Source organism: Thermaurantimonas aggregans (assembly GCF_003851885.1).
In the GTDB taxonomy this organism is placed as follows: Bacteria; Bacteroidota; Bacteroidia; order Flavobacteriales; family Schleiferiaceae; genus Thermaurantimonas; species Thermaurantimonas aggregans.
The window spans coordinates 1-13,383 of sequence record NZ_BHZE01000008.1 but is presented as its reverse complement, the minus strand read 5'-3'; the positions used below and the strand labels follow the sequence as shown (position 1 = coordinate 13,383).

General features: G+C 39.7%; 13 protein-coding genes. 9 read left to right on the top strand and 4 right to left on the bottom strand.

The genetic code is table 11. The features are described from left to right. Positions 1-46: 46 nt before the first annotated feature. The 4 genes from cydB to EIP89_RS05165 all read right to left on the bottom strand — a co-directional run bounded on the left by cydB (position 47) and on the right by EIP89_RS05165 (position 4,561). Complete coding sequence (cydB, locus tag EIP89_RS05180; protein WP_124397603.1) at positions 47-1,084, bottom strand: cytochrome d ubiquinol oxidase subunit II; 1,038 nt, start codon at positions 1,082-1,084, stop codon at positions 47-49. 12 nt (positions 1,085-1,096) lie between these two features. After that, entirely contained in the window at positions 1,097-2,443 is a 1,347-nt protein-coding gene (locus tag EIP89_RS05175) for a cytochrome ubiquinol oxidase subunit I (protein WP_124397602.1), read from the bottom strand. A 199-nt stretch (positions 2,444-2,642) separates the two neighbouring features. Further along, on the bottom strand, positions 2,643-3,383 hold the full coding sequence (locus tag EIP89_RS05170) for a glycosyltransferase family 2 protein (RefSeq protein WP_124397601.1): 741 nt from the start codon (positions 3,381-3,383) through the stop codon (positions 2,643-2,645). Continuing rightward, positions 3,380-4,561 (bottom strand): proline dehydrogenase family protein, encoded by a 1,182-nt coding sequence (locus tag EIP89_RS05165; protein WP_124397600.1) that lies wholly within the window; start codon positions 4,559-4,561, stop codon positions 3,380-3,382. Before EIP89_RS05165 ends, EIP89_RS05170 begins: the two co-directional genes overlap by 4 nt. A 474-nt stretch (positions 4,562-5,035) precedes the next feature. Here EIP89_RS05165 and EIP89_RS05160 point away from each other — a divergent pair, with 474 nt between their 5' ends. The 9 genes from EIP89_RS05160 to EIP89_RS05120 all read left to right on the top strand — a co-directional run bounded on the left by EIP89_RS05160 (position 5,036) and on the right by EIP89_RS05120 (position 13,184). After that, positions 5,036-5,686: a hypothetical protein gene (locus EIP89_RS05160; RefSeq protein WP_124397599.1), complete on the top strand. Its 651-nt coding sequence runs from the start codon at positions 5,036-5,038 to the stop codon at positions 5,684-5,686. Positions 5,687-5,735: 49 nt separating this feature from the next. After that, positions 5,736-6,020 (top strand): hypothetical protein, encoded by a 285-nt coding sequence (locus EIP89_RS05155; RefSeq protein WP_124397598.1) that lies wholly within the window; start codon positions 5,736-5,738, stop codon positions 6,018-6,020. An 83-nt stretch (positions 6,021-6,103) separates the two neighbouring features. Beyond that, positions 6,104-7,453, top strand: a complete 1,350-nt coding sequence (locus EIP89_RS05150) for a LamG domain-containing protein (RefSeq protein ID WP_124397597.1) — start codon at positions 6,104-6,106, stop codon at positions 7,451-7,453. A 143-nt stretch (positions 7,454-7,596) separates the two neighbouring features. After that, a complete protein-coding gene (locus EIP89_RS05145; protein WP_124397596.1) occupies positions 7,597-8,265 on the top strand; it encodes a hypothetical protein in 669 nt (222 codons plus the stop codon). Further along, a complete protein-coding gene (locus EIP89_RS05140) occupies positions 8,255-8,845 on the top strand; it encodes a hypothetical protein (protein ID WP_124397595.1) in 591 nt (196 codons plus the stop codon). The genes EIP89_RS05145 and EIP89_RS05140 overlap by 11 nt, the downstream gene beginning before the upstream one ends. A 386-nt stretch (positions 8,846-9,231) precedes the next feature. Further along, complete coding sequence (locus tag EIP89_RS05135) at positions 9,232-9,588, top strand: hypothetical protein (RefSeq protein WP_124397594.1); 357 nt, start codon at positions 9,232-9,234, stop codon at positions 9,586-9,588. An 84-nt stretch (positions 9,589-9,672) separates the two neighbouring features. After that, positions 9,673-10,554 (top strand): hypothetical protein, encoded by an 882-nt coding sequence (locus EIP89_RS05130; RefSeq protein ID WP_124397593.1) that lies wholly within the window; start codon positions 9,673-9,675, stop codon positions 10,552-10,554. A gap of 597 nt (positions 10,555-11,151) precedes the next feature. Beyond that, on the top strand, positions 11,152-12,225 hold the full coding sequence (gene serC / locus EIP89_RS05125; RefSeq protein ID WP_124397592.1) for a 3-phosphoserine/phosphohydroxythreonine transaminase: 1,074 nt from the start codon (positions 11,152-11,154) through the stop codon (positions 12,223-12,225). 2 nt (positions 12,226-12,227) lie between these two features. Further along, entirely contained in the window at positions 12,228-13,184 is a 957-nt protein-coding gene (locus EIP89_RS05120; protein ID WP_124397591.1) for a D-2-hydroxyacid dehydrogenase, read from the top strand. Positions 13,185-13,383 lie beyond the last annotated feature (199 nt).

Genomic DNA, 13,383 nt, shown 5'->3' with positions numbered 1-13,383 from the left:
GACTTCTATTGTTTTGGGCTATTTTGTTATGTTAATTTCAAAAAAATCAATAACTCGTATCGTCCAGCTTTACTTTACCTCTAAAGGTACTGTACAAAAAGCCAAAATACAAGGCAATGAGCGGTGTGCCAATTACTACGAAAGTAAGCATAATTTTCAGCGATTTGATGGATGAAGCCGCGTTATAAATGGTTATGTTGTACAGGCTGTCTTTGGTAGATATCAGTAGTACCGGATACAGCGAGAAGGCAACCAGCATCAGCAGAAATGCCATTGTAAGCGATGAAAACACAAAAGCATAAAAGTATTTCTTTTTGTGCACTAATCGGGGAATATTAGCGATCGAAAGCAACGATAAAATCGGAAGTACAAAAAACACCGGATTTTCGCGAAATTTTTCCACAATACCTTCAATAAAAATCAGCGTATAGAGCGAGGTGATCGAAAAACTGACCACGAAGAAAATAATGCTGCTCCATACGAGTTTAGAAGTTTTTTCATACATATTTCCTTCTGATTTCAGGAGCAGAAACAGAGCACCTTGTTTCATAAAAAGTGCCAGCGTAGTGATACCGGTAAGGATGGAGTAAGGATTTAAAAACTGAAAAAATCCGCGGTTTTCAAAGGAGAAGTCTTCGCCGATGGGCAGACCTTGCAACACGTTGCCAAGCACTACACCGAGCAAAAAGGAAATGGAAATATTTGATACCGCATACAGTACGTCCCACATCTGCCGCCACCATCGGGCTGGCTCTGCACTTCGGAATTTGATACAAGCCGTCCGCAATACCAGCATGAATAGCAGTAACATAAAAGGCGTGTACATGGCCGACAGCAGTATAGAGTACATCACCGGAAAACCCGCAAAGAGCGCCCCTGCACCTATGATGAGCCATACCTGATTGGCATCCCAAAGCGGGCCAATGGCATTGATGGCTATACGTCGTTCTAAGTCGTCTTTGAAAACCAAATGCCATGCACCGGCTCCATAATCAAAGCCTTCGAGAATTGCATATCCTGAAAAGAGTAAACCGATTACCAGAAACCACCATGTAGGATAATCAATGCCCAAAAAAGTCTCCATAAAACTTGTGTTTTAAACCAGCTTAAATACATTTTCAGCCTCTTTTTCAGGTCCTTTCTGAATCTTTTTGTTCAGAAAATACAAAAAGAGCGCAAACAAAATGGCATACACTACGAAGAATAGAATAATCGAAAACAAGATTTGATTTGCCTCCACTTCCTTTGAGAAGGCCTCGGAGGTGCGCAGTAGTCCGTACACTACCCAAGGCTGGCGCCCCATTTCAGCAGCAAACCAGCCTGCCTGATTGGCAATTTGAGGCAGAATCACTGCAATTGTAAATATCCACAAGAGCCAACGCATCTCGAAAATTCTACCTTTCCAAAGCATCCACGAGCCAAAAGCCGTAAGAGCGATCAGCAGCATTCCGATGCCAATCATAATGTGATAAAATTGGAAAACTGCATTTACCTGAGGTGGGCGCTGATCTTCAGGGAAGGCATTAAGACCATTAACCGGCTTTTTAAAATCTTGATGAATCAGAAACGACAAGCCGCCAGGTATTGCCAGGCCATAAGTCTTTTGCTTCTCTTTGTCCACCCAGCCAAAAAGATACAAATCGGCTGGAGCCTCAGCCTCAAAATGCCCTTCCATGGCAGCTAATTTAGCTGGTTGATTTACTGTAACCCCTTCAGCTGAACTGTGGCCTGACAATAGTTGAGTGAATGAAAATAGGGTAGCTACGACAAGTGAAATGCGAAAAGCTTTTTTAGATATTTTCACATATCGACCTTGAAGCAGATAATAGGCATGTACACTAAGTACCATAAAAGCTCCTGCGAGAAAGGCTCCTTGCCATACGTGAATGATTCGATCGACACTCGACGGATTGAACACCATCGCCCAAAAATCGGTGATCTCCGTTCTTGCTTCCAGACCTTCGCCCACAATGTGGTAACCGGCTGGAGTCTGCTGCCAGCTGTTGGCCACTACAATCCAAATGGCAGAAAACATCGACCCTAGAAATACACCGATGGTCGATATAAAATGTACGCGAGGCGAAACCCTGTGCCATCCGAAGAGTAATATTCCTAGAAAAGTACTTTCTAGCGCAAAGGCAAACAACCCCTCAGCAGCCAGAGCACTGCCGAAAATATCGCCCACATACCGCGAATACACCGACCAATTGGTGCCAAATTCAAACTCCATGATGATGCCTGTAGCTACGCCAATGGCAAAGGTGATGGCGAATATCTTCAGCCAAAAGCGGGTAAGAATTTCGTAGTGTTTATCGCCGGTTTTCAAGTAAAGACCTTCGAAAATGACCAGTAATAGACCGAGACCAATGCTCAAAGGTGGATAGATGTAGTGGAATGCAACTGTGAAAGCAAATTGAATCCTCGCAAGAATTTCCGTGTCCATAATCCCTAAATTTTTCTTTAAAATTCTCTTGAATCAAAAGTTTAAATTGTGATGAAGGTCACTGGAAAAAAAATGTAACGATATTTTAAAAAATCAATTAAATCGTTTAATATCAGCGTGTAAAGGATAGCAGCGAATAAATGGCACGGAATAACTCAGCTGTAACTTCCTTATTCCGATAATTCATAAAACAAAAAGATTATTCGTACATCCGGGATTGGATAATTCCCAGTTTACAGAAGAAGTGCTTGAAGGATACAGCTAAAACGCCGAGTCCGTAAATGGCACTGTTTTTCAGATTGATAGAGGAGGCGTCGTCGAAATACTTAGTTGGACAGCTCACTTCACCGATTCGAAAGCCCTTGTAGATAATCTGGGAGAGCATCTGATTGTCGAACACGAAATTGTTTGAATTGTAATCGAGGTTGACGGAGGTGAGAACCTGGCGGCTGAAGGCGCGGTAGCCGGTGTGGTATTCTGAGAGTTTGTGGTTAACAAGTACGTTTTGGATGAAAGTAAGGATGCGATTGGCCACATACTTGTACCAGGGCATGCCACCAGCCAGAGCGCCTTTGCTGAGGATGCGCGAGCCGAGTACACAGTCGTAGAGGTCATGTGCGATGAGGTAGCACATCGAGGGGATGAGCTTGGGGGTGTATTGATAGTCGGGGTGGAGCATCACTACGATATCAGCGCCGAGCTCGAGGGCCTTGCGGTAGCAGGTTTTTTGGTTGCCTCCGTAGCCAAGATTCACATCGTGGCGTATGATGTGTCGTATGCCCAATTCGCGGCCTACACGTATGGTTTCGTCGTGTGAGCAGTCATCCACGAGTACGACTTCGTCCACCAGGTCAAAGGGTATCTCACGATAGGTCATTTCGAGGGTTTTGGCTGCATTGTAGGCAGGCAGTACGACTACGATTTTTTTACCGTTGATCATGCATTCCGGCGTTTGAGTTCTTTTTGGATGAGGGAGAGTTCGCGACCAGTCTGGCCGGCGACAGAGGTGTTTTCTTCGGCACGGCGAATGAGATAAGGCAGTACGTCGCGCACGGGTCCGAAGGGTACGTACTTCACTACGTTGTAGCCGAGGGCAGAGAGGTTAAAGCTCAGGTGGTCGCTCATGCCGTAGAGTTGAGAGAAGTAGATGCGCGGGTCGTCATTGGGCACGCGGTAGTCATCCATGGCACGCATCAGGGTGCGGCACGACTCTTCGTTGTGCGTTCCGGCTACCAGGCCAAATGTGTTGAGATTGTCCACCACCAGGCGCAGAGCGTAGTCGTAGTCGCGGTCAGAGGCGGCCTTGTCGGGCTGAATGGGGTCGGGATAGCCGAGCTGTCGGGCGCGTTCGCGTTCCTTTTCCATATAGGCACCGCGCACAATTTTCACTCCTATGTAGCGCTGCCGCTCTCTGGCGCGAAGGAGTAAGTCTTTCAGGTAGGCAAAGCGGTCGTGCCGATACATCTGCAGGGTAGTGTACACCAGGGGTTTATGGATGTTAAATTCCCACATCATTTCCTCAGCCAGAGCGTCAATGGCGGGCTGAATCCAGCTCTCTTCGGCATCGATCATCACAGGTACATCGCAGGCTGCAGCTTCGCTGCAGATGGAGTGTACGCGGGCTTTAACGCGATCCCACTCGCGCTGCTCTGAGGCAGTGAGAGGGTGGCCTGAGCTGACGCGCTCCAGCAGGTCGAAGCGTCCCATGCCGGTCATCTTAAATACGGCAAAGGGTATAGCGGGTTTGTCTTTGGAAAAGCGGATAATCTCAATGATTTTCAGACAGGTGTGTTCGAAGTCGTCTTCCGACTCCTTGCCTTCTACGGAATAGTCGAGAATCGATTTTACACCATATTTATAAAGTCGATCAATAGTAGCGATGCACTCCTGCATGGTTTCACCACCGCAAAACTGCCGAAACACTGTAGCTTTTACAGCCCATTGATAGGGCAATTTTACCTTGTCGGCTATGGCGAGCATCTTTTTCCCCCATGCCACGGTTTTAGGATTTTCAATGAGCTTAAAGAGCCAGCGGGCCCGCCTCAGCTCTGCATCGGTGCGGTATTCGAAGGCTTTTTGGGTATTTTCAAAGAGATTTGGATCCTCGTATGGTTTCATAGGGGCTTCAGTCGTTTCCGGTGGGCAAATATAGAGAGCCGGTGAGGGGAATTTTTACAGTGTAGGGGAATTTTTACAGTGTAATAATGGACACATGTTGGCAAACACTTTAGGACATAATTGTATCTAATTTGACATATAAGGTTTAAAGTACTTTACATTTAGTGTATTCCCCCACCATGAAATCTTGCACTTGAGAAAAAAATGTAAATACATGCTCATTAGAAGCTTCTGATCAGACGAAAATGCGACTTGAATTCCCATTCCCATTTTTTGCAGATTTCTTTTATAGAAAAATTTGATGTATCAATCTGATGTTAATGCTTATGCAAAAAATCTCTACACTCTAATTATCAACGGTATAGAATAAATAAAATGTCAAAAATTAAATTATGGTAAAGTTTAAATTTTAATTTTGATAATAAATTATTATAATTATTTTTGTAATATTAAATTTATTCAACATGAAAAAACATGAGTTATTTCTCGAAAAAATTGCTTCCTACGGGGGGGGAGGAGATTAAAAATTTCTTAGTTGGTCTTCTTTCATCAGTTTGTTGCTTTTCCTTGAATGCTCAACATCCAGCCGGAGCCTTCTATTCACCAACTACCTCCATCATCCAGTCGCCAAACTCAAATTTAGCCATTGGAGTTACTCCTCAAAGTGACTGGAAGTTCACCATAGATGCCCGTGGTAATACCTCCAATCCTCAATCATTTAAGGGCCTCGATATCTGGACTAATTCCGGTGAGGGCCCGCTTGGTGAGCCAATAGTAGCTCAAGATGTCTTTCGGGTAAGAAAGTTTCATCTATTAGGATCAATCCATCAATTTCCTCAGGATGTTTTTAAAATTGATGGAAGCGGTGCCGTAACGGGTAGCAGCTATCGTATGCAGCATATAAATGACAGTCTGCGAATCGGATTATCTGCCACAAATTTCATCAGTCTGTCTCACCACGGACTGAACTGGCATAAGCCTCAGGACAATCAGCCGGGTGCTCTCTTTTTTGGAAACGGAGGTCCTCTTGGACTCAACACCACGGACCCACAGACTACTCTGCACATCAAAACGTGGAACGTACCTGCCAATACATCAGGCAAAACCTACGGCCTGCGCATTTAAAAATGATTCCTGGAGAAATGAGGATTTTGCACTCAGTGTAAAGACTTATATGGGCGAAGTATTCCGACTTACCAACAATGGCTATCTTTATCTGGGCCCCTCGTTGAACGGTGCTTTCTTCGAAGACTATCGGCTCTACGTACAGGGCAGCATTCGGACGGAACGCATCCGCGTGGATATAGCTGCTCAAAATGGCTGGGCCGATGATGTATTTGAGCCTGATTACCGGCTGATGCCAATCGAAGAACTGGAAAATTACGTAAAGACTCACAAACACCTGCCGGGCATCCCATCAGAGGCTGAAGTACGAGAAAAAGGCATTGACCTGGCTTAAATGAACGCCTTACTGCTGCGGCAGATTGAAGAGTTAACATTAAGAGTTATCGAGCTTAATAAAAAATTAAAAATATTAAATAAATGAAACAATTTATTTTTCCATATAAATATTTATTTCTTCTTCATTTTATTTTAAATTTTATATATGGAAATTCACAAAATTGTAAAATAGTGCAAGGTATTATGGGTACCGGTGCACCACAATGTCCGCAAAGTGGCTTAGTTTTATTTCTGGATGAAAATTTTCAAAAAGAATTATCGCCTCAAATATGGAAAAAGGGCTATCCATGGGGAAGAGTAATGAATCATCTTGCTTCATCTATTCATCAAGATTATAATATAAAAGTTGAAAATGGATATCTTAATATAAAGACTATATGGTCCCCTGGAAATTATTGTATTGGAGGGTTTGATCAAAATGGTAATTATGATGATTGTTTAACAACTAGATTTTTTGAATATACAAGTGAAGCTATACACTCTTCATTAAAATTTAATCCCTTAACATACATTAAAATTAGATTTAAAATTCCATCAATGGAGAACGCAACTTTTCCAGCTGCATGGTATTTTTCTTCATGTGATAATGAAGTTGATATTTTTGAAGTAATTCCCAAACAAAATTATTTTGGTAAAAACTTAAAACAGAATAAAATTGTGACCTTATCAGTTCACAGTAAACATCTTAATAATTGTCAGGGAACAAAATGTAGCTCATCATGGGAAAAAAATGTTAATAGCGATTTATCTCTTACATTTAATGAAATTTCTACAATTTGGCTAAAAAATGGAATTTATTGGTATTTTAATAATAATGAAATTGCCTACTACCCAAGATTAATGTTAATAAATGGACAAAGTTTACCTGCCTGTCAACCTTTGATGTCTAACTTTTATGTCATTAATTCATTTCCAGGACATTCTCAAGATGGTTATGATTTTATATTAAACAGTAACACGCCATATGATATTCAAAATTTTCCTTTCAATAAAAATTCTGCACCAACATTACAAGTAGATTACGTAAAAATTTTTAAATTTGTAGAATGTGATAAACCAATTAACGGGGAAGAGTTTTTAAGTGAAAACACTTCTTTATTGTATGGTAGCAATGTTGAGCTAAAGTTTAGTTATCCCACTAAGATATGTAATGACAAATATGGAAAAATTGTTAAATCTAATCATCATATTGAAATGGAAAATATAGAAATTTACTACGGTAATTTTATGGAATTCTCAATCACAGAATGTGAATCATTTTATCAGTTTTCAGACCAAAGTGAATTTTCAATTAATTTGCCAAATAATAATGATATAACATCCGTATTGTCAGAGAAAAATTTGTATATTTATCCGAATCCTTTTAATTCTAGTCTCTATATAGAATTAAATGATTATGAGGAAGTCGAAAAAATTGAATTATGGTCATAAACTAATAAATGTATTCCAATTATGATAGAGAAAATTAATTTAAATACTTATTTTATTACTGTTTATAATGAACTTCCAGTTGGTTTTTACCTTTTAAAAATTTTTAGTAAAACAGGTTCAAATGTTTTTAAACTTACTGTTCGATGAAAAATATTACATTCAAAATTTTTTTTATTATTTTTATGATTTATATTAATTGTATTTATTCTCAAAAAGCTAAAAATCATTTTGGAATAACCAGTGACCTTGGTCTATACACAGCCCCCAGCCTTGGTAACACCGACCTCTACAACAATGATTTTGAATTAATCCAATTTCTATTTAGATATGGAATAGAGTACCAACGTCATATCTCATCTAAAGTAAAATGGGTGGCTAACATCCATAGGTTTGTTGCTAATAATACCGGTTATTTTAATCAGGTGATTTCTAATGAAATACAACGCATTAATGTAGATGTGACTTATTATGCCTGGTCTGGCGCTGTAGGACTTTTTACTCCAATTAATAAGCGAATCAACCGATTCAGATTATATACAGGTGGATTTTACAGATTTCATAAGTTTTCTTCCATTCGAAATAATGTTATAGATATTGAAGTTAATACTTTTACATATAGAGATTCTATGCATGAGATTTCATTGGGATTTTTAAGTACATATGCTTTGTCAAAATATCAAAAGTCAGAAGGTTTCTCAATCAATTTCGGGCTATTTGCTGCAGGAAGTATGATTAGTTCTGAATTTGAAACGTACAACAAAAATTTATTGATAAATATCCATCTCAAAACTTCGCTGGTCTATGATTTCTAAAAGATTACTACAAGCCGTGTTCTTCTTATTTGGGTGCTTAGCGCATGGACAAGGGCTGGCTACAGTTAAGGGATTTTTGCACTTTGCAGCCGGGGCCAATCTCCAAACCAGCCTCAACGACCGCCTGAACAACACAAATCTGTTCATGGCGTACAATCTTGAATTGACTCAACGAGGCAATGCCATTCCTTTCGCTACCATAGGTTTTGGCATGCGGCAATTCATTGACTACAATAATTCGGCTTTGAGAAATATTTTGTTGGTAAATCCGGTAGGATTTGGTCTCAGGGCGAAATTCTCAAGTATGCACTTTGTGCAGGGATTTACCGTATCGCCTGTCCTTAACGATAGATTGATCAACGAAGACAATCGCACTTGTATTCTTTATCGTTACTGTGACCCCATCCCAAAAATTTATTTCAACCTATGGGCAGGTTTGTATGTTCCGGTGCATAAAAATTGGTATGTAGGTGCTCATTTTGTCTATCAACCTATGGAGGAATATTCAAGCGACTACAATCGCTCTAATTTTGTGAATATTGGTTTGTTGTATGATGTGTCGTGGAAAAGGAAAAAGTAATGCATATCAATACATTTATTGCAAATATATAGCCTTAATTTTTTAGTTGAAACATAGGTGATTTTATACAATTTCTTCTGTATGTAAATGAGTAATTGTTTCAATCTCGCAATGATTGTAAAACAAATCTTTTTGTTAATATAGATAATATGACATTAATTATATTTTCTATTTGATAAAGGTCAGTTTTATATATGTATTTTTTTCATTTTTCTTAAATTGAATATCATAAAATTATTTTATATAAAATCACACTCTGATGATTCAGATAAAATACATAAAAAAGATTCAATTCGGTTTGTTCAATATTGTACAAAGTACGATTTTTTTACTTGATATTAGTTTTTAATATCGTACTACTCTTTACAATAAAATTCTTTCCATCTATGGATGGTCCTGCCCATTTGTATAATGCCAACATTATTGCTCACTTGCTCAGAGAAAACGAAAGTCTCAGTGAATTTTATATGATTAACAAATTTTGGATTCCAAACTGGACAAGTCATGCATTTTTGGCAGTTTTACACTTTATTATGCCGGCTTGGTTAGCAGAAAAAATATTAATTAGTCTTTATGTTATTGGAATGGCCTTATCATTTCGATTTTTAATCAAGCAGATCAATACAAAGAGTGTGGCATTAAGCATCATGATATTTCCTTTTATGTACTCATTTTTGTTCCATTTAGGATTTTACAATTTTTCTATATCTTTTATAATCTTTTTTTTCACAAAAGGACTGTGAATACGACGATATTCATCTGGTGCTAAATCAGGATCATGGCTTATATTTTTTTTATTGACACTTATGTATTTTACAAACGTATTAATGTATGCGTTTTTAGGACTTACATGCGGATTGATTACTTTTTATTTTACTCTGCAAGCGTATCGAAAAAAACAATCCTTGAAGGCATTATACCATTTATTACTTAGAGAGTTAGATCTTTTACTTCTGTTATCGCTTCCTACATTGATTATGTTTTTTTTGTTTTACAGCACAGTTCAATTTTATCCATCGGATGAGAGATATCCCGTTGCTGTACTGCTTCAATGGATTTTTGATGCAAGACCTTTAATAGTATTTGATTATAATTTTGAAAAAACTTTTACTAAAATCATATTTTACATTTTGATAGTAATGATCTTATTTGATTTGGAAAAAAATATTGTAAAAAAAACATTTTGTATACAATTATCTGATGTATTTCTTATTCCATTGTTTATTACGTTTATTTTGTATATTTTCACACCCAATGGAGCAAGTGCTGGTATGATGTCAGACCGATACGCCTTGATACTTTTTATTTTTTTGCTTTTATGGATTGTGTCGCGCGTCAAATTGACTTGGATTCATCCCGTGTTGATAGTTATAGCAATGTTTACCCATATATTACTTCAACTAAAGCATTACAATAAAGATTTATGGATGCTTGATAAGCATGCCAGGACATTATACGCCATATCAGAGCATATTGAAGAAAATAGTATTGTACTCCCAATCAACTTTTCGGATCACTGGATGGAAATTCATTTTTCTAATTATATTGGATGCACAAAACCATTAATTTTATTGGAAAATTACGAGTCAACAGTTAATTGGTTTCCGGTTCTTTTAAATTATGCAAACCTGCCAAATTTATTTTTACATCAATGGAATTTTATTACTGGTATAGAATGGAAACATAATCCAGATTCTGAAAATAAATGACAAATCGATTATGTGATGATTTATGGTGATGCAAACAGGCTAAATGATCCTGACTGGAATGAATTAAAAGACCAGATCGATTCCGGTTTCAAACTTATATATGTAGTGGATGATTTGTATATAAACCTATATCAAAAAATCTGATTTAACTTTTCTGATTTCAAATGTTTTATAGTCTTCACAAAAAGTAAAACAATTTTACGAATTACTTTGACATAAAGAATAAAAAATCTCAAATTAGTTTGCCGAAAAAATGCACGAAAACATGTTTAATATTTAATTTTTTTATAGAATCATTCACTACTTAAATAATCTTTTATCCGAAAGTTTATTCGATCTATAAACAACACGAATGTACTCATGTATTTGTCTATAATGCAAATGTGTATTGAATTTTATATCTGTAAATACTACCGAAATTCACACTTTCATGTTGTTTTTGATAACAATTTTTATGTAAAAGAAAATTTTTTATGATTGGCTGTTAAAAGTACTATCGTTATAAAACTTTTCAGCTGAAGAGAAAAAGATTAATGATTTCAAAATACAGGTTTGACAGATTAAAGTACTTTTACAGCCCATTCAAACACACGTAACATGGCTAAGGTACACAACTTCTCTGCCGGTCCGAGCATTTTACCCCAGGAGGTGCTGCAGAAAGCATCGGAGGCAATTTTGAATTTTGACAATCTCAACCTCTCTCTCATCGAAATTTCACACCGAAGTAAAAATTTTGAAGCCGTAATGGAGCGTGCGCGCCAGCTGGTAAAAGAGCTGATGCAGCTGCCCGATGGGTATTCTGTTCTCTTTTTGCAAGGCGGAGCCAGTCTGCAATTTGTAATGGTGGCGCAGAATCTGCTGCGCGAGGGCGGCAAGGCAGCTTACACCGATACCGGCACCTGGGCATCGAATGCCATCAAAGAAGCAAAACTCTTTGGTCAGGTGGATGTAATCGCCAGCTCAAAAGCACAGAACTACACCTTTATTCCCAAAGACTACACCATACCTGAAGATGCCGATTACTTCCACTGCACCTCAAACAACACTATCTACGGTACCCAAATGAAGGAATTTCCCGACTCCCCGGTGCCGATGGTGTGCGATATGTCGTCTGACATTTTCAGCCGACGGATTGATTTTTCAAAGTTTTCGCTCATTTATGCCGGAGCGCAGAAGAACATGGGGCCTGCGGGTACAACCCTGGTGGTGGTTAAAGATGAAATCCTCGGTAAAACCGGTCGTGCCATACCGGCCATGATGGACTATCGCACCCACATCAGCAAAGACAGCATGTACAACACCCCGCCGGTGTTTGCCGTGTATGTGAGCATGCTCACCTTGGAGTGGTTGATCAACAACGGCGGCTTGGCCTGGATTGAAGAACTCAACCGCAAAAAAGCTGAACTGATGTACGGCGAGATCGACCGTAATCCGCTCTTTTACGGCACAGTGGCTAAGGAAGACCGCAGCTGGATGAATGCCTGCTTCTTACTGCACGACCCAAAGCTGGAGCCCGAATTTGACAAGATGTGGAAGGAGGCTGGTATCTCAGGCATCAGAGGCCATCGCAGCGTAGGCGGCTATCGCGCGAGCATGTACAACGCACTGCCGCTGGAGAGTGTACAAGTGCTCGTAGATGTAATGAAAGAATTTGAACGCGTAAAAGGATAAGTATGAAGATATTAGCAAACGATGGATTGAATCCCGCCGGCATACGCATGCTCGAAGCAGCCGGCTTTGAAGTAATCACCAATAAAGTGGCCCAAGAGGCATTGCCAAAATTTATCAATGAAAATAAGATCGAAATCTTGCTAGTGCGCTCAGCCACCAAGGTGCGCAAAGACCTGATCGATGCCTGCCCTGGTTTAAAGCTCATCGGCCGCGGTGGCGTGGGCATGGACAATATCGATGTGGAATATGCCCGTAGCAAAGGCATTGCCGTGGTGAATACGCCGGCCTCATCGAGCGACTCAGTGGCTGAACTGGTGATGGCGCATCTGTATGGCATGGTGCGCTTTCTACACGACAGCAACCGCCTGATGCCCCTCGAAGGAGAAACCCGCTTTAACGAGTTGAAAAAGAAGTACTCCGACGGCCGTGAATTGCGCGGTAAGACATTGGGCATTATCGGAATTGGCCGCATTGGGCAGTCACTTGCACGCCTTGCACTTGGGGTAGGTATGAAAGTGATTGCCTCAGATCCATATTACACTGAGTCAGTTGATATAAAGTTGGACTTCTGCGACGGACAGTCAGTTACAATCAAAGTGCCTATCGTGGATATGGACAGTTTGTTGGCTCAGAGCGACTTCGTCAGCCTTCACGTGCCGGCGGCTGATAAACCCATTATAGGACGCGAGCAAATAGCCAAAATGAAAGACAAAGCTGCCATCGTAAATGCTGCACGCGGTGGGATAGTGGATGAGGAAGCGCTGCTCGAAGCCTTAGACAGCGGTAAGCTCGCCTATGCCGGGCTTGACGTATTTAAAAACGAACCTACACCGGCCATGCGCGTGCTGATGCATCCCGCTGTATCGCTTACACCCCACATTGGAGCATCTACCGTCGAAGCCCAGGAACGCATCGGCGAGGAGATGGCGCAAATCATTATTTCACATTTTAAGAAGTAAAGAATTGAATATCAAAAATAAAAGAAGCTGTCCTAAAAGAGGGCAGCTTTTTTTTATCAGTTTTTAAATGGCATTTAATGTTACAAAAAATGAATTAGACTTAAAGCAGGTTTTTGGTAGTGATATTTCAAAAAATTGATTTTTGAAGTGATTTTTTAAAGTCAAAAGCAACTTTTTTAGGGCCAATGATGCTTTTGCA

Excerpts from the sequence above, each read along its gene's own strand:
- EIP89_RS05140 (WP_124397595.1), top strand. The coding sequence starts at position 8,255 with ATGATTTCTAAAAGATTACTACAAGCCGTGTTCTTCTTATTTGGGTGC.
- EIP89_RS05155 (WP_124397598.1), top strand. The coding sequence starts at position 5,736 with ATGGGCGAAGTATTCCGACTTACCAACAATGGCTATCTTTATCTGGGC.
- EIP89_RS05145 (WP_124397596.1), top strand. The coding sequence starts at position 7,597 with ATGAAAAATATTACATTCAAAATTTTTTTTATTATTTTTATGATTTAT.
- cydB (WP_124397603.1), bottom strand. The coding sequence starts at position 1,084 with ATGGAGACTTTTTTGGGCATTGATTATCCTACATGGTGGTTTCTGGTA.
- EIP89_RS05160 (WP_124397599.1), top strand. The coding sequence starts at position 5,036 with ATGAGTTATTTCTCGAAAAAATTGCTTCCTACGGGGGGGGAGGAGATT.
- serC (WP_124397592.1), top strand. The coding sequence starts at position 11,152 with ATGGCTAAGGTACACAACTTCTCTGCCGGTCCGAGCATTTTACCCCAG.
- EIP89_RS05170 (WP_124397601.1), bottom strand. The coding sequence starts at position 3,383 with ATGATCAACGGTAAAAAAATCGTAGTCGTACTGCCTGCCTACAATGCA.
- EIP89_RS05165 (WP_124397600.1), bottom strand. The coding sequence starts at position 4,561 with ATGAAACCATACGAGGATCCAAATCTCTTTGAAAATACCCAAAAAGCC.
- EIP89_RS05175 (WP_124397602.1), bottom strand. The coding sequence starts at position 2,443 with ATGGACACGGAAATTCTTGCGAGGATTCAATTTGCTTTCACAGTTGCA.
- EIP89_RS05150 (WP_124397597.1), top strand. The coding sequence starts at position 6,104 with ATGAAACAATTTATTTTTCCATATAAATATTTATTTCTTCTTCATTTT.
- EIP89_RS05120 (WP_124397591.1), top strand. The coding sequence starts at position 12,228 with ATGAAGATATTAGCAAACGATGGATTGAATCCCGCCGGCATACGCATG.
- EIP89_RS05130 (WP_124397593.1), top strand. The coding sequence starts at position 9,673 with ATGTATGCGTTTTTAGGACTTACATGCGGATTGATTACTTTTTATTTT.
- EIP89_RS05135 (WP_124397594.1), top strand. The coding sequence starts at position 9,232 with ATGGATGGTCCTGCCCATTTGTATAATGCCAACATTATTGCTCACTTG.